Genomic DNA, 26,556 nt, shown 5'->3' with positions numbered 1-26,556 from the left:
TTGGCTCGCTAAACGAGCTTGCTCATCATCTTTTCTTCCGCATCATCTACCGTCTGCAGCATTTTCTGACATGCTTCGTAGTTGCGCATGGTCGTCATCATTCCCACCATTTCTTCAAAAATGGCCGTATTGCTCTGTTCCAGATACCCATTCAGCACCTTGCATTCTGGATCGACGGTTTCCACCCCGTTATTCACAAACAAGGTTGTACCGGCCTGATCCAACGCGGAGATATCCTCAACCGACTCGATCTTCAGCGTTCCAATAACCTTATTGCCCGCCCGCAGGTTCAACTTATCGTCGATCACCAGCTGCGCCGCATTCTGCCCCGGGGGAATCCGCAAATCACCGGTCGAGGTCTGCACCGCCATGCCAAGGGAATTCACGATGGTCCCATCCGCCGAAACGCGGAAACTTCCATTCCGCGTTAAATAGTCCTGTCCCCCGTCGGAAACGACAAAAAAACCATCGCCCTCAATCGCAAAATCGAGCGACCGTTCAGTAGAACGTAAAGCGCCCTGATTGTGATTTACCGAAATCGGATTCGTCGGCTCTTTCGCGGCACCAACCTGCGAATCCAGTACATCAGCGAAAACGGTATGACTCGACTCCAGACGCTTGTAGCCCGGCATGGTGCTGTTGGCCAGATTTTCGGTATGGACTTCCATATCCTGCACACTGCCCGTTGCCATCTGTATGGCTGCATTATAAAATCCTGAGTTCATGCCCCAGTTTAAGCAGGGCCGATGCCACAGGATCGGCTTCCAATCCCTGGAAAATTTTCCAAAGACAGGAAACAAAAAAAACGGCCCCGCACACCGTGCAGAGCCGTCGGGCATTAATACGCCGCACGGAAAGCCTACCAGGAAGACATCAGTTCCTTCTCGCCCGCCAATTCGGAAATTCGGATTCCAAAAGTCTCGTCAACCACCACCACGTCACCGCGGCCGACCAGTTTACCGTTAATTATCAGGTCAGCAGATTCACCGACCAGCCGATCGAGCTGAAGCACGGACCCCACACCGAGCCGGAGAAATTCTCTCACCGGCAAACTGGTACGTCCGACCTCAACGTGCACATCGACCGGAATGTCCATAATCATATTGAGATTAACTTCTTCAGATACCTCACTCGCACCTTCGACAGGTTCAGTCAGCGGTGCAGGCGAAACCGGATGCACTTCAACCTGATCCGCTGCTGTCGTTTGTTCATTATTCATTTCTGCACTCATTATACCGTCTCCTAAATCGTTATCGATCCTTGCGCCGTTTACGGATCTGCAAGGCCAGATTGTCGCCTTTTTTCCCCAGACCGGCTTCAAATACCACATTATCCCCCAGCAACACATCCACCGGATCATGAATCGACCGATCCAGACAAAGCACATCGCCCTTTCTGAGTGTTGCCAGCTGACTGGCCCGTATGTGGCTGTGTCCCAATTCGGCACGTAATTCAAAAGGGATGCCCTTCAAAGAAACCAAGGTGCTGTCGCCGCTCTGCTCAACATCATCCTCGTCGCCCCCGCTCATCCGTACACTCATGCCTTCAAGCATTTCCTGGAGAGGCTCAAGCGGATAGCACAGTGTGAGCTGTCCTTTCACGGTTCCAACCTGCAACCGGAAAGTCAGGCTCACAACCGGACTGTCGTCCGGCATCACCTGTACAAATCGCGGATCGCATTCAATGCTTTTGAGTCCGAAATCAACCGGGGCCGACAGCGTCCAGGATTCGCCCAAAAGCGGCAAAAGCCCTTCCAGCCAATTGCCGGCAATTCCCTGCTCAATGGAAGTCAGCTTTCTACCTTCTTCCTCACGTTCCTCATCCTTATTTCCAAGAATATGCGCAATGAGCATGTGCACTACCCGGAGATCAATTTCCATTAATACCGGTTGCTCAAAACGACTCGAAAGCTGTGCCATGAAACACGGATTTCCCAACGATCCCATAAAATTGCTGTACGAGATGGTCTCCACCGACAACAGCCCGAGCTCAAACGGAAGATTGACCCCGCTCGGGGGTACCTCCGAAAGGCCCTTGGCAAAAAATTCATGAACCATTTTCAATGCCCGCAACTGAGCTGAGCTCAGCCGACCGGGTTGGCGGAAATTATACGAGGTCACCTGGATTCGGGCAGCCCGCTCTCCGGCATCCGCTGCATCAACTTCCGGAACGGCAACATCGCGCAGCGCAGCCATTTCATCGGGCGACAGGTTATGTTCTTGATCAGCCATGGGATTTACTGAATTAAAAAGTCCGAAAAATAAACATCAATCACCGCGCCGGCCATTCGGTCGCGCACTAAATCATTAACGCGATTTTTAATTTCACGTTTCAGAATACTCCGGCCGTTGCGCCCTTCCAGTTCATCGATCGTCATCCGCGAAGCCGCTTCGGATATCAGGTCGCGAATGATGGCTCGATGCGCCTCCAGCGGCGTGGTGAGTTTTTCTTCGCTGAGCTCCAGCACCACGGTAAGCTTGAGCACTCGGGTGGCCTTGGTTTCTGCAATATTGACGTAGAGATCTTTGAATTGAACAATGACCGGTGTATCGGGATTTTTCTTCGGCACAGTAACAACCGGCCGCGATTTTTTCCCCAGCACAAGTCCGGTCCCAATGCCTCCTGCAATCAAAACGACGCCCAGAACAGCAATGAGAATGACTCCCTTACCTTTCTTTCCGGTCCCCTCGTTTTCCGTCCCGCTTTTATCAATGTCGTTTTCTTCAGCCATATACTGTTCCAGCCTTCCTGTTCAAAAAATCTGTTCGGTCCCGTTACGGGTATTCCTGTTTGATTGAAATCAATACATGTCCATTAACATGCTCGATGCCATGCAAATCGAGCATCCACGTGTCGGATAATCCGACTGCGTGTACATGTTCCGGCAACAACCCTGCTGTTTCAGTAAGAAAACGGGCCACCACCGCTGCGCGCAACAGAGCCAATCGCTGACGGGCGGTTGGATCCGCTGCATCATCACACACCGCCATGACCTCCATCTCATATTCACGTAAGCTGAGAAAAACCTCTCCCAGCATTTCGAGCAGCGTCACGGATTCCCGGCCCAGATGTTCATTCCCCACAAAATCAATCGGAATCTGCAAAATCACCGTCGAAGAATCATGAGTATGCACCACGGAAACCATGGAGATATTGGACAACCCTTTTTTCCAGAGCATACCACGAATGTATCCATCAACCTCCGCCGTCTGATTCGGGGCGCTCTTACGAATTCGAAATGAGCTTGCCCCCCCATCATGGCGGCCGAACAAGGCATTCTTAGCAAAAGGAAGCAGCCCCAGACCGCCGGTACTTCCGAACGCATCGCGCACCTCGCCCATCCCATCGGACCCCGGCCCCATCTGTGTGCTTCCCAGGCTGAGCAGCATCACAAAAAAACCAAGCAGGATGCACCACAGTGCAGCGAACTGGACAAAATAAGAAGGCGCGAGCTCCTCCTTCGGTTTTCTAATTTTTCTGCCCATTGGTCGCTTCCTATTCCATGGTTCCCTGCTCACGCCATGCCCCGCGCAGGATTTTTCCGGGCATCGTATTCAGCTTCGATTCAGTGGCGCCGATAAAACGGATTTCAACCGTACCATCCGCCGCCTCGCCGGAAGGCATCGTCCGGACAACCCGAACAGAAGTGCTTATTTTTTTACGGTCACCGCCATTCTGAAACAACAGCTCCTGAATGGCCAGCGCCTGCTCGATTCCAAGCCCCCACGAAGTGGTATATCCCTCCAGTCGAACCGGCACGTTTTCGGGCAGCGTGACCGCAACACGAATTTCGCTCTCTACGGAATGCATCAGATCAGTCGCCACCTGCCACGCTTCATGATCCGGCGTCAACAGCTCAGCGGTTCCCGACTTAAATGCGGAGTTACGGGTGACCACCAATGCAACACCGCTTTTCAGCAAATGCAGATAATAGTCCGGCGAATTGGATTTAATAATTTTCCGGGCAGGGCTATTCCGAAGCACCTCTTGGCTCGATTCGACCATCGCGGTCGAAGCATTCTTCGAAACCTCCGTCTCACTGGCGTCCGTTTCGGTCAGCGTCTCCACACGGCCGACCGTCGTTGCCATGGGGAGCGGAACGGCCCGCAAACCGCCTTTAAGAGCCCCCATCATATTTTGCAGGGAGTGCTCCTCGAAGTCAGCAAACGACACCAGCATCACGAAAAATGCAACCAGCAGCGACATCGCGTCGCCAAAGGTCACAATCCATAAGGCGCAACCCTCCTGATCTGGTTCTTTACGTTTGCGCATCGACTCTTCCCGACCTAGTCTTTTATCGTTTTCTGGCGAATACTCGGCGGAATGAACGCACGAAGTTTTTCCTCAACAATGCGGGGACTGTGCCCTTCCTGAATGGCCACAATACCTTCGATCACCATTGTTTTCAGGGCCACTTCTTCCATCGTGCGCTGCTCAAGCTTTCCTGCCGTCGGCAGCGCAACCAGGTTGGCAACCATGGCTCCATACATTGTGGTCAGCAAAGCCACCGCCATACCGCTACCCAATGATTTCGGATCGGACATATTCTGCAACATGGCCACCAGACCCACCAGAGTACCGATCATCCCAAAGGCCGGCGCATAGTTACCCAATGCCTTGAAAATGCCCTGCCCGACAATATGACGTTCCTGCATAGCGGCCAGATCGTCTTCCAGCACAGAGCGCAGCACCTCCATGGTGTTACCATCGACCGCCATCTGAAAACCTTTTTTCATAAAGGGATCGGTAAGCTGCTCAATATCCCCTTCCAGCGCCAGCAAGCCGTCGCGGCGCGCCCGCACCGCATAGTCGGTCAGCTGATCGTAGAGGGTCATATAATCCTGTTCCTTAACGAACAGAGCCTTACGCGCCACTTTGACCACAGCCATCACCTGCGGCAGCGGATAGTGAATCAGAGTCGCGGCAATGGCCCCACCCACGGTAATAAGAATCGACGGCGCGTTGAAAAAACCGCTTCCCCCGCCCATCGCAATAGCAATAAAAACCAGCAGCCATCCCAGCACTGCACCAACTATGCTTCCAATATCCATGGATTATTACTCCTTTTGCCCTTCGGCAACCGGTACCGATCGAGCTGCGTTACAGTCCGCCCGATACTGAACAACCCGCGCCATAATCTCATCAATGGATTCACGCACATAATAACGATGTCCGTTCAGCAGCATGATCTGGGTATCCGGATTCTGCTCTACTTTCTCGATCTGTTCCGCATTCAGCGAATATTCAACCCCGTGCAGGTCGGTTACCTTGATCATGTCCTACTCTCCTTCTTCCTGTTTCCCAACGATTCGGCCTAGCGTTTCAGACTCAAAAGCTCCTGCAGCATCGAATCCGAAGTGGTCACCGTACGGGAATTGGCTTGAAACCCACGTTCAGCCACAATCATTTCCGTGAACTCTTTCGCCAGGTCCACATTTGAGTTTTCGAGATAACCCTGCACAATAGTGTGGTCCGTAGAATCAAAATCTGGCTGTCCCGATGCGGCGGTTTCGGCATATTGATTACCGCCGAGCTGTGCAAGGCCGGTCTCTCCCGGGAAGGTCGCAATATCCACCGTGTACGCATTTTCCACCAGCGAACCCGTCGAATCGATATACGAAATCTGGCCGCTGCTCGAAATCATCATGTCCTGAATATCCCCCGGCAGCGCAATCATGGAACTGGCTGAACCGGAGGCTGCACCGATCGTTCCATATAAATATTTTCCATCCGGCCCCCGCAAATTAAGCGCATCGGCCCCTGAATCATAGTTGAATTCAAAATCACCGGCCCGGGAATAGGTGGTCTGCAACCCCGCAGCATCCTTCAGAACAAAAAAACCGTCGCCCGAAATGCCCAGATTGGTAGGAACTCCGGTGGACTGCAACAGCCCCCCGGTGAAATCCTGCGTAATCTTACCGACATTCACGCCCATTCCCACCTGCTTACCGGCCGTGTCGGCCGTTGGAGACCCCATCGAATTATAAAACGCGTCCTCAAACGAAATATCGCTCTGCTTAAAAGCAACCGTGTTAACATTGGCAATATCATTACCAATCACATCCATGCTCGTTTGATGCGCACGTAAACCTGAAACGCCACTCCACATACTATTTATCATGCTATTTCTCCTTACGACGTTATGCCGTTTCTTCCGCAGGATCAGCTGGAGTTTCAGCTGTCTGCAAACTGGTTACATCTCCGCTGGAGTAGGTCGTCCCATCCACCACAAATTGTGTTTCGCCACCCATCCACTGTACCTTTTCCAGTACGCCTTCAACGCTGGATCCATCACTCAATTCCATGACCACAGGCTGGCCTGAATTCATCAGCGACATTGCTGCCGTTGAACTTTGCTGAAAGCCCTCGAACTGGGAATTTAGATTTTCCATCTGTTCCAGAGCGCTGAATTGCGCCAACTGGGCGGTCATCTGAGCATTGTCCATCGGTTCCATTGGATCCTGGCTTTGCATCTGCGTCACCAGCATCTGCAGGAATTCATTTTTACCAAGCTCACCGCCGGCGACGCCGGTTAGAGCGGTCGTCGTTGCGCTGCTTCTTTCGTATAGGCTTTCTATTTCCATGGTATACCTCGTTAAGCAATCAAAGAAACTGCACCGCTTTTATGCATCACCCGATGCGCATGCAGTTCTTCCTCTTCGTTCGAAGCAGGAGCGGTGCCACGGGCCTCGCGGTGTCCTGAGCCCGGACTGGAACCAAAATTCCGCCCCCCGCTTTGTCCCTGATCCATCAAAACATCAAAACTGCCCAGCTCGACCGAATGCTCCTGCATCAGCCGGCGAACCGCCCCCTCCTGCCCGGCAATTAATTCCCGGACCCCACTGTTCTGCGCAACAATCTCGACCGAAAGTTTTGAATTTTCCTCCCGACACAAAACCGTCAAACGCCCCATCGTGGCGGGGTGTACTGTGATCCGCATCACCTTTTCATTACGCTGAACCATAGAAAGCAACCGTTGATCAAACCGATCAGCCAATTGCTCAAGACGGATCGTTTTTTCGCTCACTAAACTGGGTTGCAACACCGGAACCTCCTGCTGAACAGGTGCTCGGGTAATCGCATCGGAGATTACAGCAGACTTCCCTTCCAGAGCCGCTATCGAAGCCGCCGACTCCGGTTCCACGGCCGATTCCAGCTGCGAATTCATCCCCACCTGACGCAACACCTGAAGCTCTGTAATCGGCATAAAAACAGCTGATGCAAACGGATCTTCACCATCCGGAAACGGTTCCCTTTTCGGGGAGAAAACCTCTTCCGGATCCGGCACAACCTCACCCGCTTTCGCCGATTTTTTTTCCAGCCCCTGGAAAAGTCCTCCCTCAGCCACCGCAGATTCTTCCCCCCCTTGGAAAACCGGAATTTCTGCCACCGGAGATTCTTCCAACCCCTGGGAACCCGGAACTTCTGCCGTTTCCGGTTCGGCTAAGAAAAGCGCAAATTCAGCACCCGATGCATCTTCAGCTTCATCTCCCGACTTTTTCAGTGCCTTTGGGTTTTTGGGAGCGGCATTCACCACAGTAGAGTCAACATTCATCATGCGTCATCCTTGCCATCGTCCAGCCGCCGCATGGCATCCGACCACTGCGCGACATATTCACTGCCATCCACCGAAATCGTCACCGCTTCATCCATAATCGCAGCCATCGCACGGCTATCCATCTGACTGAGAATCAAAGCCACCCGCTCCGCCTCCATATGCTTGAGCGATTGTGCCGCCGAAGCAGGTTCCATTTTGGAATAGACCCCGGAAAGCTTCTTGAAATTCCGGGCCTCTTTCTCATCCACCTTGACGAGCTGATTTTCCAAATTATCCATCAGCATTCCGGTCTCTTTCCGGAGTTTGAGATAGGTCGAATAAAGTTCCTGAAGATTTTTTTCGCGCTTATCGAGACGCAGTTTGGCTGCATCTAAATCTTCGTGCGCCGCTTGCAATGATTCCACCAACTCATCAACCAGACCCATCTGCGAACTGATCAGCGGCGTGACAGACCGGGGCTCTTCCTGCACAGAGGCAGAGTCGGTCTCCCGGGCCTTCTGCAACGGCAAATGTCCGGACTGCGCTGTAAAAGCCAGCAGACCGGATAAAACAGCAACCACCAGACTCAGCATCAAACACCATATTTTCATACCCCAACCTCCTGCCGGCTCCAACGAACCACGGCCAACTCATCCATCTGTTTTTGCTCTTCGGCCCGAAGCGCCTCCGCCCATTCGACTCGCTCCCGGTCACAGAGATTTTCAAGAATACGCCGCGAGGTCACTTCCTTGCGGAGCGCTGCACGGCATTCCTCCACGGCCTCCGCCTTCGAGCTGCAGACTTGTTTTAACGCCGCAATCTGCTGATGGATAAAATCGACACTTTCACGATAAATTGAATAATCCAACGGCCGTACCACACCCGTCATTTGCTCAAGCGCCCGCGTCTGTCGAGCACCGGTTTCCGACATAGCAGCAAGCGCCTGTTCCGCCTCCGCAAGTGCGGACCCAGCCATCCGCAACGCATGTTCCGCGGCCTGTTCTTTGGCACGATGTGCATCCAGCAAATACTGAAATGTGAAGGAAAACTTTTTCATGCCAGCACCGCCTTAAGCATCTGCTGCATGGCTTCGAATCCCTCGCGCTCTTCGGGCTTCTGCTGTAAAAACGAATTAATTCCCTCAATCCGGGCCAGCGATTCATCGATCTGCGGATTACTCCCCGCCACATAGGCGCCCACATTCACCAGATCCTGTGCCTTTTGATAAACGGCCAGCAATGAACGTAATTTAGATGAAAGCTCTTTGTGTTCGGGCGTTGCAATATCGTTCATTAAACGGCTCAGACTCACCGGAACATCAATTGCGGGATAATGTCCCATGGAAGCAATTTTTCGCGAAAGCACAATGTGCCCGTCGAGAATTCCACGAACGCTGTCGCCAATCGGATCGTTCATATCGTCGGATTCAACCAGAACCGTATAGAATGCGGTAATGGTTCCCACATCCGATGCCCCCGCCCGTTCGAGCAGTTGCGGCAACAGACTGAACACACTCGGCGGATAACCGCGCGTCGTGGGCGGCTCCCCCACCGCCAGACCAATTTCGCGCTGCGCCATCGCATAGCGCGTCACCGAATCCATCATCAACATCACATCTTCACCCTGATCCCGGAAATACTCCGCAATGGTCATGGCTGTCGAAGCCCCTTTCAGCCGACTGACCGGTGACTGATCGGAAGTAACCGCCACCACCACGGTGCGTCGCAATCCCTCTTCTCCCAGATTCCGGGCAATAAATTCTTTCACCTCACGGCCGCGTTCTCCAATGAGCGCAATGACATTCACACCCGAACGCGCATTACGAGCCAGACTGCCCATCAGCACACTCTTGCCCACGCCGCTTCCTGCAAAAATCCCTACGCGCTGCCCCTTGGCCAGCGTCAGCACCCCATCAATGGCACGCACACCGGTTTCAAAAACAGAGGACAGCGATTGCCTTCTCATCGCCGGCGGTGCATCACGTTCAATATCGACCTGCTGCAATCCTTCCAGCTCTGGCCCTTCGTCAATCGGACGTCCCATAAAATCCACCACCCGGCCCAGCAATTCCTTGCCAACCCCCACTTTCATGCGTCCACCCGGGATGACCCGTGCCCCGGGGTGAATCCGGCCGAGGCGTTCCACCGGCATCGAAACCACATAGCGATCGTGGAACCCCACCACCTCACACGGAATACGACGATGGCCCTCACCATAGAGCGGTTCAATCCACACCAAATCGCCAATCGAAGCATGCGGTCCAACCGATTTCACGGTCAGCCCGGCCACTTCCACCACGCGCCCTTCGGAGCGGGCCAGCGTCGATGCTTCCAGCCCTTGGAAGAGATCGTCGAAGTCCAATAAATTACGGGTGTTTTCTTCCGCTACGTTCATGCAGGGTTTCCTTCAACAGCTTTAGACGTTCATTTAAACGGGCATCAAAAATTCCATTCCGGCTCTCCACAATCACATCGCCGGCTGCCAGATTCGGGTCTTCTGCAAACTGCACGGTACTGCCCACGCCCAAATGGTCGCCGTTGCTGATCTGCTCACCGAATAAATTCCAATCACTGGAACTGAGGCGCACCAGAGCGCCCTGCAGATCCGAAACCGGCTCGAGGGTTTTCACAATCAGGTTATGCAGCATGTCCCGATCGGGTAATTCGTGCCGGACAATAACCTCCGCCATGCGAATCGAGAGATCGACCACATTGGCCTGAATCTCTTTACGCAACGTTCCAATGCACCGATCAAAATTAGTGGTACATTGATTCAGAGTGCGGTCGAAACGTTCTCGCTCTCCGGCCAGCCGGGCCGCAACTTCGCGTTCCAGCCGCTCTTCATATTCAGCTTCGAGCGCAGCCCGCAACTCGCGTTCGAGCTCGGCGGTATCAACCTGGTCCGACTGAGAACAGGTCTCTTCTTCCGGCGAAGCTGGCACAAAAGCCAAAACGTTCGAATCCATGAAAATCGTGTTAGACATATTCCTCCTCCGAAGAGCCGATCTTGATTTCGCCCTGTTCCGCCAACGACCGGGCCACCTGCACAACCTGTTTTTGTTTGGCGAGCACTTCAGAGAAAGGCATCTTCCCGGCGTATTCCATTTCTTCCTGCAGACCGTCGGCTGCGCGACGCGACATATTACTCAGGAAACGGTCGCGTACCTCATCCGAAGCTTTGCGCAGTGCCGTGGAAAGGACGCCGTTCTCAAGCTCCTGCATAATCCGCCGCACTGCGGCATCATCCAGACGGGCAATATCTTCAAATACAAACATCCGATCACGAACGAGGTCGGCCAATGCAGGATCCTGCTTACCCAGTTCATCGAGCATGGCATCCGCGACTTCTTTCGAAGAGCGCTGCATAATGGAAACCAGCGAATCGATGCGCTCCGTATCATCCTGCTTTCGTTTGACAGAAGCCGGCAATCGCGCCACCAGATGCTGTTCAATCTGGTCAATAACCCGCTCCGGCGGAAGCTCTGCGGTCGCAATCTGTATCACCACCTTATTCCGGATTTCTTCTTTAATATGGGAAAGCGTTTCCGATGCCAGTTGCGATGGAAGGAAACGCAGGACCACAGCAATCACACTCGAAGATTCCGCCGCCAGCATCCTCGCAATCTCTTCCGGTTTGCGGGAGACCAGTGCACCGAATCGGTTTCCGGCCATCTGGCCGAGTTCAAGCATGGAAGCCGCTTGCTGTTCGCCCACGACTTTACTGAGCAACCCGACAGCCAGACTATCGTTTCCATGAACGGCATCGCCATAGGCCTTAAGCTCCTGCACACTTTCGGCCAGCGCTTTTTTATATAAGTTCCCGGGCACAATTCCCAGATTGCGAATACTTTCCGCGGCCTTGGTCATGATATGCGGGTCCAGCTCGCTCATCACTTTTGCCGCCACATCCGGATCCAGGCTGGCCAGCACGACCGCCACCCGTTTTTCCGGTGTCATTTGTTGAGAAACCAATCCTTGTTCAGACACGTTCACCCCGCTCACCTATCCATTCCATTCCGCTGCGTTCGTAATCCATGCCGCAACCGTTTGGGGATGGTTTCTGGCCAGTTGATCGACAGTTTCAATATACGTTTCCATATCCTGAGGCTCTTCCTTAATGATGCGCTCCTGCTCTTCCTGGCGCGCTTCATTAATCGGCGTATCGAGGGATGGTGTACTCACCAACAAGGCCCGTTTCACTTTACGGCTTGCTCCAAAGACAATGCACAGCGCCACCAGCCCGCCCATACCTTTAAACACCGTATCGTAACTCACAGGCAATCGCTCCCACCACTCCAGCTTCTCGGGTTGCGGCGGCGCAACGAAGGGCATTTCGGTAACGTGAATCGTGTCCGAACGTGAGGGATTCACTCCCAACGCATTCGAAACCAGCTCGGAAATCGCGTTGATTTCCGCCTCGGTGCGAGGCGTGTCCCCATTCTGCGCCAGACAAACCGCCACCGAAAGCTGTTCAACGCGGATGCCCTTCTGCCGAACCATACTCACATTCGAAGGCACCACATATTCGGTATAAATCTCTTCGCTCGAATCTTTATTGCTGCTGGAGTCGAGTTTCATATCCGTGGGATTTCCGACCGACACATTGGCCACAATGCCTGCCCGGCCGCCGGCACGATCCCCGCCACCGGCGGATTTGTCTTCGGAAATAATCCGCTCAGACGTTGCCACACGGTTTTCGGCATCAAACATTTCATTCCGCTGCTCTGTATCGCTGAAATCCAGATCAACATTGACCCGGACAATGGAATTTCCCATGCCCAGTGCCCGGTCGAGAATATCCTGAGCCTTTGCAACCAGCCGTTGCTCCGTGCGCTCCTGCACATCCAATTGCTCGTTGCCGTGTTCCATCACATTATCCGCACTGTGTGAACGCGTCAGCAAATGGCCGGACTGATCCGTCACGGTGACCTGCGTCGGATCGAGATTCTGAACCGAACTGGCCAACAGATGAACAATGCTCTGAACCTGTGCATCACTAATCGCGGTTGAACCATTGAGAGTAAGCATGACCGACGCCTGTGCGCGGCGCTCCTCCTCAGAGGAAAAGAGATGTTCTTTAGGCAGCACCAGCATAACCCGCGCGGCACGAATACCCTGCATCGCGGCTACTGTACGTTCGAGTTCGCCCTGCAATGCCCGTTGATAATTAACCTTCTGCGCAAAGTCGGTGAGCCCGAATTTGGGCTGCTCAAACAATTCAAATCCGGTGGAGGAATCGCCGGGAAGGCCCTCGGATGCCAGCATCAGACGAGCCGTGTAAAGCTTCGAGGCCGGTACAGAAATGGTCATACCGGACTGGCCGAGTTTGACGGGAATTTTCGCTTCTTCGAGTTTCTCCCTCATTTGGGCGGAGTCGGTCAGCGTAAGGTTACTGTACAGTACACGGAAATCCGGTCGTGTTCCCCAGTAGAGCAAAGCTCCAAGGGCAGTCACGGCCACGATAAGCGACATGATGACACTCATCCGCTGTGACACCCCGAACTGCCGCCAGATTTCACGGACTTGTTTTGATAGCATGTTTAAAGGCTCTCGCATATCTCTGTAAACTCCCTACGCCTGCATCTTTATCAGTTCCTGGTACGCATCCATCAGCCGGTTGCGCACACCCAGCATCAAATCGAAAGCCACCCCGGCCTCCTGCACCTTCACTGCCACCTGGTGGACATCAGTCACTTTTCCCGAAACCACATCGCCCACGGAAGCATCGGCGGCTTTCTGCATTCCATCCACTTTGTCTACCAAATTGGTCAGAATGTCCCCGAAGCCCTGTTCGGCCGCCGGCGCAACCGGACGCGCGGCGGCTCCCGGCAGGGGGCCCAGTTGCGAAGGGCCATTCAATGATAACGCTGAAATATCCACGATAATCCCTCTACTTTCCGCTCATGATCCCAAGGGCTTTAGCCGCCATGGTTCGCGAGGTTTTCATGGCGGACAAGTTGGCTTCGAATGCGCGTGAGGCACTCATCATATCCACCATTTCAGCCACCGAGTTCACATTAGGCATTTCGAGCATTCCGTCCGCATTGGCATCCGGATGCCCCGGACGGTAAACCTGCCGACCCGGTGAGGTATCTGCGACAATGTCGAGAACATCGACACCGCCAAGCTCTCCTTCTCCGAGCGCGGCATCGAGCCGCTGGCCGAATACGACATCCTTGCGTTGAAAAACTTTTCCATCCGGCCCCCGGGTGGTCTGGGCATTTGCAACGTTGTTCGCAATAACTTCCATCCGTCGGCTCTCGGCATCGAGCCCCGAGGCGGAAATATTGACTCCTGGCATCAGTGTAATTTCAGACATGGTGATCCTCGCTACTTAGTTCCTGAAATGGCTTTGCGGAGCAGGTTGAATTTTTGTCCTGTCATTTCCGCGGCGAAATCATAAAGCAGTGCATTCTGGGCAATTTCGCCCATTTCCTTTTGAAGTGAAACGCTGTTTCCCCGGCTATCCAACGGAGCATCGGTATCGGAAATCACTTCGGGCTGTACCTTACGAATATCATCAACACCGTCATCCAGTGCATCGGCCAAAGCCGCACTGAACTCGACATCCTTTCGGATATATCCGGGGGTATTGGCATTGGCCAGGTTATTGGAAAGCACTTTCTGACGGAGCGCGGTTGCATCCATCAGCTTGCCTAGAATTTCAACTGTTTCATTCATGCCTCCCTTAAAGCAGTCTCAATGCCACAGAGACGGGAGGGAAAATTCGTGTTTCAGTCTAATGCAATAATGGCGTCGCCGACATGCTCTGATCCCGGAAGGTAGGGGGTTTCACGATATTGACTGACAAACTGGAGCTTCTGAAGAATCTCGGCCATCGCCTCGGAGGCTTTCATGCAGGCCGCAATCATTTCTCTCGTTTCGCCATCGGTTTCCTGCTGTTCCATCATTTGCAGGTAGGCATTGATCACCGTAGCGGGCTGCCCGATATGGTGGCAGGCGGTTCCCAGACTCTCAATCATGACTCGCTGACGCTCAGCATCCAGCAACTCTTCACGCTGGCTCTCGATAGTTCGCCTTAATTCAACTTTTTCAATGGCATTGAGGATGGCACGTCGAAGCTCATCGGGCGAGATGGAACCTTTAACCAGATAGTCCATTGCTCCATTTTTCATGGCATCGACTGCCAGCTGTTCGGACCCCTGCCCTGTCAGCATAATGATGGCCAGTCCCGGATCATAATCCAGCATGTTTTTCAGACAGCTCAACCCGGAACCGCCAGGCATATTATGATCAAGCAGGACGCATCCAGGCGATTGGGACTTAATCATTTCCAACGCTTCGCTCCCGTTCGCCGCCTCGAGAATTTCCACTTGCACATTCATGCGCAGGTGCATACGCCGTACGTTGCGCTTTTGCGCGCTCCTGAAGCTTGCATCGTCGTCGACGATCAGAATTCGAAAGATTTCTTTCATAACGACATCCCGATCATACGGTAAAAACCTGCCGTTCTTCATATACGCGAATTTTTTCGCCAATGGTTTTCTGCCGAAGAAAATTCCCCAAGTGCCGTTGCATCAAACCATTGACCGACTGGCCTTTACTCACAATCAAAGTATTACTGGTATTACGGATGTCCTCGGCCAACACCATACCGATATGTAAATCCTGAACGTGGATACACTTAACGGTTTTTTCGATTTGAGGCGGCTGAACTTCTTCAAGAAGTTTGAGCAGACGCTCGTTGAAAGGGACTGCCCCTTGCCGCATGGTATGCAGCGCCTGATAGGGCCGCGCTCCCTGCAACATCAGCCTGTCAAATTCAATGATGGTCCGCAGAAGCTGGCCGCCAAGAGCAACGACATCCCCTTCGCATTCTCCGCAATCATCGGAATCCATAACCTCAATCATTTTTCCCACATCCTCAAGACGGGGAATCTTATCAATCATTCGATGGGTATCCTTTGCGTGCTCAGTAATCATAGCCGACTCGGTATCAGTCAGTTCCATTCCCGCAAAAGATTTTTCCATGATATCAGTGGGGATAGTCACATAGCCCATTTGCGAAAACATGGCGGCCACCTCAAACTTCCAAAGATCATGCCTGCCCAGAGCCAGCACGCACTGAGACATATAGTATTTGATCCGTTCGGCACGACTGAAAGCTACAGGATTCGTCAGTGCAAGAATCTCGACCAATACCTCGATACTGCCTTTAAGAGTTTTTTCCAACAGTTCCTTTTCAGCATGAACCAATTCGAACTGCAGCAGGGCATCCTTCAGATGCATGGACATGGTTTCCGTCGGACAGGGCTTGTTCATAAACCGGAAGATATTCCCCTTGTTAACGGCGTCACTGGCGGTCTTTTGGTCAGCATTACCCGTGAGCATCATGCGCACGGTGAAAGGCGACAGCTGTGCCACCCGGTTGAGGAAGCTGATGCCATCCATACCCGGCATGCGCATATCCGATACAACCACTGCATATGACTTTCCCTCTTCAATGTATCTGAGTCCTTCATCAGGCCCAAGAGCAGTGTCGATCTCGAACTGCCTGCGTAATTGACGCCGGATACCGTCGAGAACATTCTGTTCATCATCTACAAAGAGAATCTGGTTTTTCAAAATATAAACCTTTTTTTACTGGTCCGATGCTTCCGCCGGCATTCAAACCGTCATTTTTCATCCGCGCCGACAGCGCATAGTTGTTGAAATTCATCAATCCGATCAACAATCCCCAGCGATTCAAGATAATCCATATCGAGCGGGGATTTCCCTTCAAAATCCGGATTCTGATGCGAATAAAAACCATTGGCCAAATGAAGTGCCGCCAGCGAACCGAAACTTCCCGAACTCAATGCAGTCGCCGGACGAATATGATCGGCCACAGCTTCTACCACATAATTAGACAGTCCCCACAAGCCAATCAGATAGGCACCGACTTCGGCATAGGTGGTGCCCAGTGCCTCGCGCTCCGCCTCACAGAACGGTTGGGTCAACTGCTTGCGATTACGATAGAGTTCCAGCCACGTCTCATTATTACTGTTGATCAACACAAGTTTACCGAGCTCATGCACCATGCCGGCCAGCATCGCTTCATCAATTGATTTACGGGAATGCCCGACCGCCTTGACCAGGCGGGCAGCATAAGAACCGACGGTAAGCGAATGCGCATAAATATCGCGAATACCGAACTCTTCCACCTTGCCGGGATCAAATTCCCCGAACACCTGGGAGATCATAACGATATTACTGATCGTCCCCGCTCCGAGAAGTCCCACAGCCTGAGGAATACTGTCGACCCTTCGCGTGAGGCCGAAAAAGGCGGAATTGACCAATTGCAGCACCTTCGCTGTAATGGATACATCCTTTGAAATAACTGCGCTTATTTTTTCAGCATTGCTGTTGCGCGATTGTAAAACCGCGGTCAATTCCTGATAAAGTTCCGGCAACGTGGGCAACGACGCCCCGTCCTGAATGATGCTCTGAACCTGTTTGGGATGAAGCAGCTTTTGCAAATGAACTGCCCGTGTAATGGCTTCCTGAAAAAGTTCCGCATCGCAAGGTTTCGCTAAAAACTGATGGGCCACACCGACCGATTGCATGATCATATCCGAATCCGCATGACCGGAAAGAATGAAGCGGATCATATTCGGATACAGCGTCTTCACTTGATCAAGCAAGTTCACACCGCTCATCGTCGGCATGCACAGATCCGTCACAATAATATCGAAATCGTCCGTCGCCAGTTTCTCCAGCGCCTCCTGTCCCGATGCCACAAATTCCATATCCCATCGAGTGCGGTGATTCCGTAACAGCCGCCGGAACCCCTGTAAAATATTAGGTTCATCGTCGACGAACAGAATTTTCTTTTTAGCTGTTACCGCCTCCATTGTGCTGTTTTCATCCATGATCTGACTCCAAAGGAAGCTGAATTATAAATGTTGTACCCTCCCCCACTTCAGTCTCAAAAAAGAATTTACCACCGTGCTTATTCACAATGACTTCCCGAGCAATAGCCAGCCCCTGGCCGGATCCGCGACCAACATCTTTGGTTGTAAAAAACGGATCGAATATCCGGCTTTGTATTTTTTCAGGGATACCACCACCGCTATCCCGCACGCTCACTTCCGCATGAGCTCCCGCCAATCGCGTCGAAATCAGTATATGCCCCTTCTCACCGGTGCCCTCCACAATATCACTGATGGCATCACAGGCGTTAACGACCAAATTAAGGATGACCTGATTGAATTCACTTATCAGGCATGGAACCGGCGGAAGCGCATCGTCGAAATCAGTTTCCACCGTAGCGACATACTTCCACTTGTTACGTGCCACGGTTAATGTCGTTTCAATGGCTTCCTGCAAACAGGCGGGCGCTTTCTCTGTCGTTCCGGGATGAGCAAATTCCTTCATGGCCAGTACGATTGAGGCCACACGGTCAACCCCTTCCAGCGACTGCGAAATGGCAAGGGGCAATTCCTCGAGAAGATAGTCCAAATCGGCATTGACCTGTGCCTGTTCAACCGCATCCGTCAGAGCGGCATCCAATCCTGCCGATTTCGCCGCTTCCAAAAGCTTTGCCTGCACCTGCTGAAGATCGAACAACTGAACCAGCGAATCCTGAATAAAGTGTATGTTATCGCCAATAAATTGAACCGGCGTATTGATTTCATGGGCAATACCCGATGCCAACTGGCCCACGGCTTCGAGTTTTTGAGCATGGAACAATTCCATCTCCAGACTTTTACGTTCTGCATCGGATTTGATCCGCTCGGTCTGATCTTGAATCACCAGCATTAAGCCCTTCGGACATCCACTTTCATCCAAAATTGCCGAGCACTTAATGATGACCGGAAATTCCCTCGTACTGTTTTTCATCCGGGATTCAACCGTAGAAGGAGTACTCTTTAATGAGACTCTATATAATTCGGTCTGAAGATTTGCCGGATTGATAAAATAATTGGCCAGCATCCGATCCGCTTCGGTTTCGGGGGAATACTGGGTCAGCAATTGAAATAAATAATTGAAATAGGTGATCTGTCCCTGCGTATCGGTAAAGACCACGGCTTCAGAGGCATTGTCCAGAGCAAGAGAAAACTGCTTGTGCTTGGAATAGGAAACCTGAAGCTCAGCATGCATCGACTTCAGCATACGGTCATCACGGCAGAGCCGAACATACGTGTCGGTTTTAGTGAGTAAAATTTTCTTCTCAATCGGCTTCGCAATAAAGTCAAGAGCCCCCAGTTTCAGTCCTTTTATCCGTTCCTCGACCTCGGTAATGCTACTCACAAATACCACCGGAATATCGCGGGTTTCTTCCGTTTGTTTGAGCGATTTACAAACTTCATAACCGGACATATCCGGCAACATGACATCCAGCAGAATCAAATGAGGCCGAATTCGTTTTGCGAGCACGCACGCGTCTTCCCCCAGAGCCGCGAGATGAAGCTCATAGCCGGCTTTACCCAATAAAGTCTTGAGGTGGTGTTGCATAGCAGGACTGTCGTCCACAATCAGAATGCACCCTTTGTCCATTTCCTGTTCTTGACTGTTATTCTCCATCAAACCCCGCCATCCGGTAACCCCTCCCTGCCATACGTTATTTCGGGTCCGCATTTACTAGCAAAGCACGATTCATGCCTTATGATTTTATCTCCCCAAAAAAAACAAATCCCCATCAAGCTCCAAATGGTGCCGTCGGTTTTATGGATAATCCGGAACAGCGGTTCCTTGGATTAAGCCGCAAATTCCGAGGGGAACTGATCGAGCAAAACGGCTCGCAGACGTACGACGCTCAACGCATGGATTTGTGAAATTCTCGCTTCAGTCAGGTCGAAAAGTATGGCGATCTCACTCAAACGAAGTTCTTCAAAATAGTAGAGATAAAGAATCTTCTGTTCTCGCTGATCAAGCTTACTGAATCCGATACGCAGCAGCCGTTGAAGATCGTGTCGGTGAGCCCCCTCTTCCGATGCTCCGTTCGGATCCGCAAGAGTTTCATGCAGCGGTTTCATATCGACCCCGCCGGCATCCAGCGAACACAGAGGTTTGGCTTCATCCATTAACTGATTGAATTCCGCAATACTCATCCCCAGTTCGGCAGCGATTTCTTCTTCAGCAGGCATCTCGCCGTACTCTTTCATCCATTCAGAAATCACCTGTTCCACCTGATCCACCCGCTTGCGTTTACTGCGGGAAAGCGAATCACAGGAACGCAATTCATCCAGAATAGCTCCTCGGATACGGGGATAGGCATAGCCTTCGAAAGGCACGCCGCGTGTTGAATCAAAGTCCAGAACCGCTTTATAGAGTCCAACGAGTGCCGCCTGCAAAAGATCATCGACAGCAATATGCGAAGGCAATCGCATCGAGATACGCTCCAGAGCCCGGTGGGCGAGCGGCATATAGGCCTCAATCAGCGCGTCTATAACCTCTGCACCGTTATTTTGAAACGCATCCCAAAGTGCCTCATGAGACTGCTTGATCACAACCGGCGGCTTAACTGGTGCTCCGGCGATCATCCTTTAGGTATCCCTTCAGGATCCCGGACAGCTTCCCGCTCACGATGTTCCTTAAGTTTTTCTGCAAGAAAACGAAAGAGAACCACATTGAAAAAACGAAAAAAGGCCATAACCACAACGGTCCCAATTGCCATCACAATAGATGCACGGAACAGTCCGGTCCAGATCGGCACGCCCCGTAACAAGCCGATCACCAGTGTAAATATGCTGAACAAGGAACCAACGGCCATCGCGAGATTAACTAATACAGCACTCATTTCTCGTCCTCCGAGCCGGCACCGCTTTGCCCCACTGTTGCCATATTTCCAAATGCACTCCGATCCATCGGCTTACCAAAATCGCGCGCCTTATTAGAAGACACGATGGAATGGGCCAGATGCCGCAGTCCAATCGCCGGAGCAGACTGCGGAGCAAAATGAACCACACTGCGCCGCGCCCGAATCGCATCGCCCACGACAGAATCGTACAACACGATTCCGGCGATCTCGATGGTGCGCCCCAGAAAACGTTTCATGGTTTCGTTCAGACGCATCGCCAGGCGCTGCCCTTCTTCTTCGGTTTTCACGCTGTTAACCACCAACCGGATTTCCGGCGGAACAGGTTCTGCAGAAAGTATTTTGATCAGCGAATATGCATCCATCACAGAAGTCGGCTCATTGGCCACCACCACATTGACTTGCGGCATGGCTTGCAGGAAAGCAATGGCACCGGCACCAATGCCCGCCTCGGTATCAATAATCAGAAAATCATATCCGGCGGAAAACCTGATCAGATCATCAACCAGCATTTCCCGACGCGACTCGCTCATGGTCGCCATCTCGCGGGCTCCGGATGAGGCGGCTAAAACGTCAGGACCTCCGGGAACCGATGCCACAGCTTGTTCAAGCGGACATTCGCCGTAGACCACATCCTGCAAGGTAAAAACCGGATCAATTCCAATTTGCAGGTCAACATTCGCCAAGCCCAGATCCGCATCAAACAGTAATACACGATACCCCATTTCAACCAAGGCCACGGAAAGTCCGACAGAGATGACGGTTTTTCCGACGCCCCCTTTCCCACTGCCAATTGCAAGACAACGCAACTGACGGGATACCGTGGCTTCAGCGGTTTGTTCTTTTGGTTCCATTTTATGTTCCATGTTGATCATTTCTACACTAGGCGGCTTTAGCTGGTGCAGGAATCATGTTGATGATATCAACGTTCACCCATTCGGGAATCTCACCCAGCGAGAGAACCGGCAGGGTTTTTATTTCGCACTGAGCCAGCTGCTTGGCCAGCCGCCGCACGGCAGGGCTCGCGATTAAAACAGGCTCAGCACCGGCTTCCCGAGCAGCCCCGACAGCGGTGCTGATATGATCGAGCACGCCACGCGCAAGTTCCGGATCCATTCGCAAGGTGGTGGTCGCTCCGATGGCGGTACCTGACTCTTTCAACAATTGCTCCAGATCTGGATGCAGACCAATCGCTTTAAGCATACCGTCAGGCGTAAGGTAAGGCTGAACAATGGTACCCCCCAAAGCGTGACGACTAAGCTCGGTCAGCAAACCGATGTCTTTGGTTTGCGCGGCGCTGTCGGCCAGTGTTTCGAGAATGGTGGGCAGATCGCGAATGGATACCTGCTCCTTCAGCAGCTCCTGAAGCACGCGATGTACAGAACCGATCTCCAGTTTACTGGGAATCAGCTCCTCAACGACTGCTTTGTGGTGATCCTTGACCTGATCAATCAGATCGCTGACATCCTGACGCCCCAGCAGATCGGCTGCATGGGACCGCACAAGGGTTGACAGATGCGTGGTGATCACACTGGCGGAATCAACTAACGTCAGGCCGCGAGCCTCGGCCACACTGCGACGCCCTTCCGGTACCCAATAAGCATTGAACCCAAAAGACGGATCCTTTGCTTTCTGAAAGCCCTCAAGCTCCACCTCTCCGGAAGGATCGATGGCGAGCAGGCAACCCGAGGCCATCGTGTAGCGCGCCACCTCCAACCCGCGAACCAATACGCGATATTCATTACTGGCCAGTCCCATATCATCCTGCACATTCACCGGCGGAACAATAATTCCCATGGCCTCGGCCACCTGTTGGCGGACATTACCGATACGGTCAATCAGGTTACCGCCCTGCTGGCGGTCTACCAGATGGACCAGTCCGAACCCGATTTTCAGTTCCATAGCTGCGATATTCAAAATGTCTTTATAGGCTTTAGCGGTTGGCTCGGCAGCGGGCTTTGCAACGGCCGGAACTCCCGCAGAGGCAGAATCAAGCTGCCCGGCAACACTCCCGTCGGCAAGTGCAGGTTTCCCCCCATCGCGTTTTTGTTTCACATTCAACGCGTAGCCCATACCGCCGGAAATTACTCCAATGAGCATAAACGGGAAAAAAGGCAGTCCGGGAACAAGCCCGGCAGCAACCAACATACCGCCGGTTAGCATCATCGGGCGCGGCTGACAGAAAAGCTGTCCTTTAACTTCCATACCCAGGTCGCCGTCGCTCGTAGCACGGGTCACAAGCACACCGGCAGCTGTGGAGATAACCAGTGCCGGAATTTGCGACACCAGGCCGTCACCGATGGTGAGGATGGTATAGCGAGAGAGTGCTTCGCCGGCCCCCATACCCTTTTGCGTCATTCCAATGGCGAAGCCGGCGATAATGTTAAGAACAATAATAATCAAACCCGCCATGGCATCGCCGCTGACAAATTTACTGGCCCCGTCCATCGCCCCGTAGAAATCCGTTTCCTTGACCAGTTTTTCACGGCGTGCAATCGCTTCTTTCTCGTCAATGATTCCCTGATTAAGGTCGGCATCAACACTCATCTGTTTTCCCGGAAGTGCATCCAGCGTGAAGCGGGCCGCCACTTCGGCAATACGACCGGAACCCTTCGTAATTACCTTAAAATTGATGACCACAATAATGGCAAAAATAACCAGACCGACCAGGTAGTTACCTCCCGCAACAAAATCGCCAAATGATTCAATCACATCACCGGCAAAGGCATTGAGCAGAATCTGCCGGGTGGAAGAAACATTCACCGAAAGCCGCATCAGCGTCACCAGCAACAGCACCGTCGGAAAGGAGGAAAATTCCAAAGGATCCTTAATGCTGATAATATAGACCATCATCAGAATACTGACGGCAATATTGATAACCAGCAGCATGTCTAGCAGCGGCGTGGGAATCGGGATGAACATGACCGCCAGAACCAGTAAAAGGACCAGCGAAGTTACGATATCTGATTTACGAATATTCAACATACCACATGTAAAGCAGTCCCGATGCCAAAGGCCAAAAACCAGTATTTCACCTCATCGACGCGCCAGCTGTGTCCGGATTCGGGCATCGCCCATACGGTAGAGATAAGCCAGCAGTTCCGCGATGGATTGATAGTAAGCCGCAGGTACCGGCTTTCCGACTTCGACCTTATTGTACATAGCGCGTGCGAGCGGTTTTCGCTCAATTACAGCAATCCCGTTTTCTTCCGCGAGTCGACGGATACGTTTGGCAGACAGGCGTTTACCTTTAGCCACCACAACGGGGCCCCCGCCGTTGGCTGAATCGTATTTAATCGCAATAGCCAGAAAGGTCGGGTTGGTGATCACCACCGTGGCATCCGGTACAGACGCCATCATACGGGCCGTAGATAATTCGCGCATTTTACGACGCAGGTGCTGCTTCATTTGCGGACTGGATTCCTGGTTTTTGTGCTCATCCCGCACTTCCTGCCTGGTCATCATGATGCTTTTTTCGAACTTGCGCTTTTCTTTGATCCAGTCAAGCACAGCCACAAAAGTGAAAAGGATCAGCACGCGCCAGACAATGCGGTAAAACAGAATCATAAACCACTGAAGCGCTTCAGTAATACTCAGCCGATGCAGGAATGCCAGTTCCCCGATGTGTTGGCGTACCACCCCCCACACAACCAGTGAAATCACAATTACTTTCAGCATGGACAGCACCAGCTTAACGATGCTGTCCTTCGAGAAAAGCTCCTTCGCGCCGGCGGATGGACTTAAGGCCTTGAAGTTAAGCTTCAGTGCTTCGGTCTGAAAAAACGGTTTGGTTTGAGCCACACTGGCGACGATGGAGCCGAACATCACCGCCAACCCGATGGGCATGATTCCGAGCGCACAGAGCAAGGTCCCCTGTGTGACGAGTCCCTGCACAAGGTCAATATTCCAACTGCCCGTAACGTCCACCTGCGTCCAGTTGAGTATGAAGCCGGTTAAATAGTGTCGCAACATCGGCAACGTAATCATAAAAACAAGAATGGCACAGACAATGACGGCCACCGTAACCACCTCATTCGAAAGTACCACCTTGCCGTCTTTGCGCACATCCTTACGCTTTTTCTCGGTGCCACGCTCCGTTTTTCCGTCCGCACCTTCTTCGGGATAGAGAAAAGCCATGACTAAACCCCTCCCAACAGAACATATTTCATGTGGAACAGCATCGTTTCAAACACGTGATACAGCGGATCACGGCCATAGAGCAAAAAGATAGTCAGCAGGCCGATACCCACCGCAAGGCGTATAGGAAGAGATAAAAACAACACATTAAATTCAGGAGCCATTTTAGCCATCAACCCCATCGCCACAGCAACCAGCAACCCACCAACCATCGCGGGCAGCGCAAAACGAACCCCCCAGGCAAAAATGTCGCTCCCGAGCAGCGTGTACATTTCGAATATTTCCTTCCGGAACCAAGCGAATCCCGGCGGTAAGACCTGAAAGCTCTGCATCACGAGCTTGATCAAAAACAGATGGCCATCCCACAGCAAAATCAGCAAGGACAGCAGCAGGCCGAACAGCGTACTGACAATAATATCGTCCTCCCCGCTGGCCGGATCCATCATACGGGCCATCATGAGCGAACTTTCGCGGCCGATGATTAAACCGGTCATATTCAGCACGGCAAAAAACATATCACAAACCAGCCCCATCGCTGCGCCGAGCAGGAGTTCACCCAGCACGGCCATCACCAAAGCCCCGATGGTGGTAATACGCTGACAGTGTGCCGCCCATTCCGGCGGAAGGTGTGAAGCGGCAAACCAGGTCAACGCCATAGCGATGGCCATACGAATCCGAACCGAGATGAGTTTCCGACCGAAAATGGCGGTCATACCGACGAGGGCCGCAAAGCGAAACAGCACCAGCAAAAGGGTTATTGGATAGAGAGGAAGATGCAGATGCATGGCTTCGCCTTAAACCGAACCGAACAGTTCAATAATATAATTAAAGTAACCCATCAGCACCGTAAGTTCCCAGGGAAGTGCCAACAGCCCCACCACGCCCACAACAGCGACTTTGGGAATAAAGGAGAGTGACTGATCTTTGAGCTGCGTCACAGTCTGCAGAATATTCATTAAAACCCCGATAATCACCGTGGCCAAAAGATAGGGCGCCGACAACTTGGCCGCTGTAACGAGCGTAAAATGACAAACTTCAAGTGCAGCTTCAGGCGTCATCGTTTTATCCCATGAAACTCGCTAAAATGCCCCGGATCAAAACCGTCCATCCGTCGGCCAATACAAAAAACAGAATTTTGATCGGAAGCGATACCATCATCGGCGGCAGCATCATCATCCCCAGCGACATCAATACCGTGGCCGTAACCAGATCAATCAGCAGAAAGGGAAGATAGATCAGAAAACCGAGTTTAAAAGCGGTCTTAAGCTCACTCAGAATAAATGCCGGAACCAGCAGACTCATTTCGGCCTGCTCCATTTCCTGAACCTGCGTTCCGCCAAGCTCCACAAACAAAGCAAATTCTGTTTCTCCGGTTTGGCTCGCCATGAATTTACGAAGCGGCTTGAAGCCGGCCTCCCAGGCTTTTTCAGCGGAAAGTTCTTTCGCCTGATATGGCTTAATGGCTTCTTTATCAATCTGCTTCCAAACCGGGAGCATGATGAAAATAGTCAGAAAAAGCGACAACCCCGCCAAAACCTGTGTCGGCGGTGCGGACTGGGTTCCCAGTGCACGCCGCAAGAAACCGAACACCACCAAGATACGGGTGAATGAAGTGGTAAGGATTACAAACGAGGGCGCAAGACTGAGCACAGTCAGCAACAGCACAATTCGGATGGCCTGTCCGAGCCCTTCAGCATCTTCGCCCGGCGTACCGATCTGAATATTCAAACCCGGTGCTGTCAATGAACTGGCTTGCTGCCCCCAGGCGGCAAAGCATGCACCGAAACAAAGAAACATGAGAAACAATATGCGCTTACGCTTCATCATTCCCGACCTCTTGTTTGAGACTCTTGATGGGAGAGATGCTATCACTGCCTACCCCGACGAGCATTTCCTCCCCATCGATTTGCAGCAGCAGGATACTTCGCCGGGTATCAATCGGCAGACGCTCAATAACCCGCAAACGCTTTTGCGTCGCACCAGGCATGGTGCCGCGCCGTTTCAGCCAATAGTAGGCCGCATACATCATCCCCAGAACAATAACGAGCGAAACCATCATGCGGATGATTTCCAGGCTGCCGTCCCCCATTCCCATTCCATTCGTTTCCATACCTGCATTAAAG

33 protein-coding genes are annotated in these 26,556 nt (G+C 52.3%); all 33 read right to left on the bottom strand.

All coding sequences use genetic code 11. The annotated features are described in order from the left end of the window. Positions 1–8: 8 nt before the first annotated feature. The gene (locus P9H32_RS01540; protein ID WP_322607097.1) at positions 9–725 is read right to left on the bottom strand and encodes a flagellar hook-basal body protein; all 717 of its coding nucleotides are present in this window, start codon (positions 723–725) and stop codon (positions 9–11) included. A gap of 134 nt (positions 726–859) precedes the next feature. Further along, positions 860–1,231, bottom strand: a complete 372-nt coding sequence (fliN, locus tag P9H32_RS01535) for a flagellar motor switch protein FliN (protein ID WP_322607096.1) — start codon at positions 1,229–1,231, stop codon at positions 860–862. 19 nt (positions 1,232–1,250) lie between these two features. Continuing rightward, entirely contained in the window at positions 1,251–2,231 is a 981-nt protein-coding gene (locus P9H32_RS01530) for a flagellar motor switch protein FliM (RefSeq protein ID WP_322607095.1), read from the bottom strand. Between the two features lie 5 nt (positions 2,232–2,236). Then, a complete protein-coding gene (locus P9H32_RS01525) occupies positions 2,237–2,731 on the bottom strand; it encodes a flagellar basal body-associated FliL family protein (protein WP_322607094.1) in 495 nt (164 codons plus the stop codon). Positions 2,732–2,774: 43 nt separating this feature from the next. Then, positions 2,775–3,485 (bottom strand): hypothetical protein, encoded by a 711-nt coding sequence (locus P9H32_RS01520; protein ID WP_322607093.1) that lies wholly within the window; start codon positions 3,483–3,485, stop codon positions 2,775–2,777. A 10-nt stretch (positions 3,486–3,495) separates the two neighbouring features. Further along, the gene (locus P9H32_RS01515) at positions 3,496–4,272 is read right to left on the bottom strand and encodes a flagellar motor protein MotB (RefSeq protein ID WP_322607092.1); all 777 of its coding nucleotides are present in this window, start codon (positions 4,270–4,272) and stop codon (positions 3,496–3,498) included. Positions 4,273–4,286: 14 nt separating this feature from the next. Further along, a complete protein-coding gene (locus tag P9H32_RS01510; RefSeq protein ID WP_322607091.1) occupies positions 4,287–5,051 on the bottom strand; it encodes a motility protein A in 765 nt (254 codons plus the stop codon). 6 nt (positions 5,052–5,057) lie between these two features. Beyond that, positions 5,058–5,276: a flagellar FlbD family protein gene (locus tag P9H32_RS01505; protein ID WP_322607090.1), complete on the bottom strand. Its 219-nt coding sequence runs from the start codon at positions 5,274–5,276 to the stop codon at positions 5,058–5,060. 38 nt (positions 5,277–5,314) lie between these two features. Beyond that, the gene (locus P9H32_RS01500) at positions 5,315–6,121 is read right to left on the bottom strand and encodes a flagellar hook-basal body complex protein (RefSeq protein ID WP_322607089.1); all 807 of its coding nucleotides are present in this window, start codon (positions 6,119–6,121) and stop codon (positions 5,315–5,317) included. 19 nt (positions 6,122–6,140) lie between these two features. Beyond that, positions 6,141–6,584 (bottom strand): flagellar hook capping FlgD N-terminal domain-containing protein, encoded by a 444-nt coding sequence (locus P9H32_RS01495; protein WP_322607088.1) that lies wholly within the window; start codon positions 6,582–6,584, stop codon positions 6,141–6,143. 11 nt (positions 6,585–6,595) lie between these two features. Beyond that, positions 6,596–7,558, bottom strand: a complete 963-nt coding sequence (locus P9H32_RS01490) for a flagellar hook-length control protein FliK (RefSeq protein ID WP_322607087.1) — start codon at positions 7,556–7,558, stop codon at positions 6,596–6,598. After that, on the bottom strand, positions 7,555–8,148 hold the full coding sequence (locus P9H32_RS01485; RefSeq protein WP_322607086.1) for a MotE family protein: 594 nt from the start codon (positions 8,146–8,148) through the stop codon (positions 7,555–7,557). Before P9H32_RS01485 ends, P9H32_RS01490 begins: the two co-directional genes overlap by 4 nt. Beyond that, positions 8,145–8,594: a flagellar export protein FliJ gene (gene fliJ / locus P9H32_RS01480; protein ID WP_322607085.1), complete on the bottom strand. Its 450-nt coding sequence runs from the start codon at positions 8,592–8,594 to the stop codon at positions 8,145–8,147. Before fliJ ends, P9H32_RS01485 begins: the two co-directional genes overlap by 4 nt. Then, positions 8,591–9,931, bottom strand: coding sequence for a FliI/YscN family ATPase (locus P9H32_RS01475; protein ID WP_322607084.1), 1,341 nt, complete (start codon positions 9,929–9,931; stop codon positions 8,591–8,593). The genes fliJ and P9H32_RS01475 overlap by 4 nt, the downstream gene beginning before the upstream one ends. Beyond that, on the bottom strand, positions 9,903–10,520 hold the full coding sequence (locus tag P9H32_RS01470) for a FliH/SctL family protein (RefSeq protein ID WP_322607083.1): 618 nt from the start codon (positions 10,518–10,520) through the stop codon (positions 9,903–9,905). Before P9H32_RS01470 ends, P9H32_RS01475 begins: the two co-directional genes overlap by 29 nt. Beyond that, positions 10,513–11,493 carry a flagellar motor switch protein FliG gene (locus tag P9H32_RS01465; RefSeq protein WP_322607082.1) on the bottom strand — a complete coding sequence of 327 codons (981 nt, stop codon included), beginning with the start codon at positions 11,491–11,493 and terminating at the stop codon, positions 10,513–10,515. Before P9H32_RS01465 ends, P9H32_RS01470 begins: the two co-directional genes overlap by 8 nt. Positions 11,494–11,538: 45 nt before the next feature. Then, positions 11,539–13,074, bottom strand: coding sequence for a flagellar basal-body MS-ring/collar protein FliF (gene fliF, locus P9H32_RS01460; RefSeq protein WP_322607081.1), 1,536 nt, complete (start codon positions 13,072–13,074; stop codon positions 11,539–11,541). Positions 13,075–13,107: 33 nt separating this feature from the next. Continuing rightward, the gene (gene fliE, locus P9H32_RS01455) at positions 13,108–13,416 is read right to left on the bottom strand and encodes a flagellar hook-basal body complex protein FliE (RefSeq protein ID WP_322607080.1); all 309 of its coding nucleotides are present in this window, start codon (positions 13,414–13,416) and stop codon (positions 13,108–13,110) included. Between the two features lie 10 nt (positions 13,417–13,426). After that, positions 13,427–13,855: a flagellar basal body rod protein FlgC gene (gene flgC / locus P9H32_RS01450; RefSeq protein ID WP_322607079.1), complete on the bottom strand. Its 429-nt coding sequence runs from the start codon at positions 13,853–13,855 to the stop codon at positions 13,427–13,429. An 11-nt stretch (positions 13,856–13,866) separates the two neighbouring features. After that, positions 13,867–14,217: a flagellar basal body rod protein FlgB gene (locus tag P9H32_RS01445; RefSeq protein ID WP_322607078.1), complete on the bottom strand. Its 351-nt coding sequence runs from the start codon at positions 14,215–14,217 to the stop codon at positions 13,867–13,869. A 53-nt stretch (positions 14,218–14,270) separates the two neighbouring features. Next, positions 14,271–14,972: a response regulator gene (locus P9H32_RS01440; RefSeq protein WP_322607077.1), complete on the bottom strand. Its 702-nt coding sequence runs from the start codon at positions 14,970–14,972 to the stop codon at positions 14,271–14,273. Between the two features lie 13 nt (positions 14,973–14,985). Then, positions 14,986–16,122, bottom strand: coding sequence for a response regulator (locus P9H32_RS01435; RefSeq protein WP_322607076.1), 1,137 nt, complete (start codon positions 16,120–16,122; stop codon positions 14,986–14,988). A gap of 50 nt (positions 16,123–16,172) precedes the next feature. After that, a complete protein-coding gene (locus tag P9H32_RS01430; RefSeq protein ID WP_322607075.1) occupies positions 16,173–17,408 on the bottom strand; it encodes a response regulator in 1,236 nt (411 codons plus the stop codon). Next, positions 17,401–19,062 (bottom strand): response regulator, encoded by a 1,662-nt coding sequence (locus tag P9H32_RS01425; protein ID WP_322607510.1) that lies wholly within the window; start codon positions 19,060–19,062, stop codon positions 17,401–17,403. Before P9H32_RS01425 ends, P9H32_RS01430 begins: the two co-directional genes overlap by 8 nt. Before the next feature lie 173 nt (positions 19,063–19,235). Beyond that, entirely contained in the window at positions 19,236–20,021 is a 786-nt protein-coding gene (locus tag P9H32_RS01420) for a sigma-70 family RNA polymerase sigma factor (RefSeq protein WP_322607074.1), read from the bottom strand. Continuing rightward, positions 20,018–20,278: a hypothetical protein gene (locus tag P9H32_RS01415; protein WP_322607073.1), complete on the bottom strand. Its 261-nt coding sequence runs from the start codon at positions 20,276–20,278 to the stop codon at positions 20,018–20,020. Before P9H32_RS01415 ends, P9H32_RS01420 begins: the two co-directional genes overlap by 4 nt. Beyond that, entirely contained in the window at positions 20,275–21,150 is an 876-nt protein-coding gene (locus P9H32_RS01410; RefSeq protein WP_322607072.1) for a MinD/ParA family protein, read from the bottom strand. The genes P9H32_RS01415 and P9H32_RS01410 overlap by 4 nt, the downstream gene beginning before the upstream one ends. 28 nt (positions 21,151–21,178) lie before the next feature. Further along, a complete protein-coding gene (gene flhA, locus P9H32_RS01405) occupies positions 21,179–23,281 on the bottom strand; it encodes a flagellar biosynthesis protein FlhA (RefSeq protein WP_322607071.1) in 2,103 nt (700 codons plus the stop codon). Between the two features lie 51 nt (positions 23,282–23,332). Continuing rightward, entirely contained in the window at positions 23,333–24,433 is a 1,101-nt protein-coding gene (locus tag P9H32_RS01400; protein ID WP_322607070.1) for an EscU/YscU/HrcU family type III secretion system export apparatus switch protein, read from the bottom strand. Positions 24,434–24,435: 2 nt separating this feature from the next. Continuing rightward, positions 24,436–25,218, bottom strand: coding sequence for a flagellar biosynthetic protein FliR (locus P9H32_RS01395; RefSeq protein WP_322607069.1), 783 nt, complete (start codon positions 25,216–25,218; stop codon positions 24,436–24,438). A 9-nt stretch (positions 25,219–25,227) separates the two neighbouring features. Beyond that, a complete protein-coding gene (locus P9H32_RS01390; RefSeq protein WP_322607068.1) occupies positions 25,228–25,491 on the bottom strand; it encodes a flagellar biosynthetic protein FliQ in 264 nt (87 codons plus the stop codon). Between the two features lie 4 nt (positions 25,492–25,495). Next, positions 25,496–26,260, bottom strand: coding sequence for a flagellar type III secretion system pore protein FliP (fliP, locus tag P9H32_RS01385; protein WP_322607067.1), 765 nt, complete (start codon positions 26,258–26,260; stop codon positions 25,496–25,498). Further along, the gene (gene fliO, locus P9H32_RS01380; RefSeq protein WP_322607066.1) at positions 26,247–26,543 is read right to left on the bottom strand and encodes a flagellar biosynthetic protein FliO; all 297 of its coding nucleotides are present in this window, start codon (positions 26,541–26,543) and stop codon (positions 26,247–26,249) included. Before fliO ends, fliP begins: the two co-directional genes overlap by 14 nt. Between the last annotated feature and the right edge of the window lie 13 nt (positions 26,544–26,556).

The organism is Pontiella agarivorans (assembly GCF_034531395.1).
GTDB classification, from domain to species: domain Bacteria; phylum Verrucomicrobiota; class Kiritimatiellia; order Kiritimatiellales; family Pontiellaceae; genus Pontiella; species Pontiella agarivorans.
This window is presented reverse-complemented; position numbering and strand designations above follow the sequence as displayed.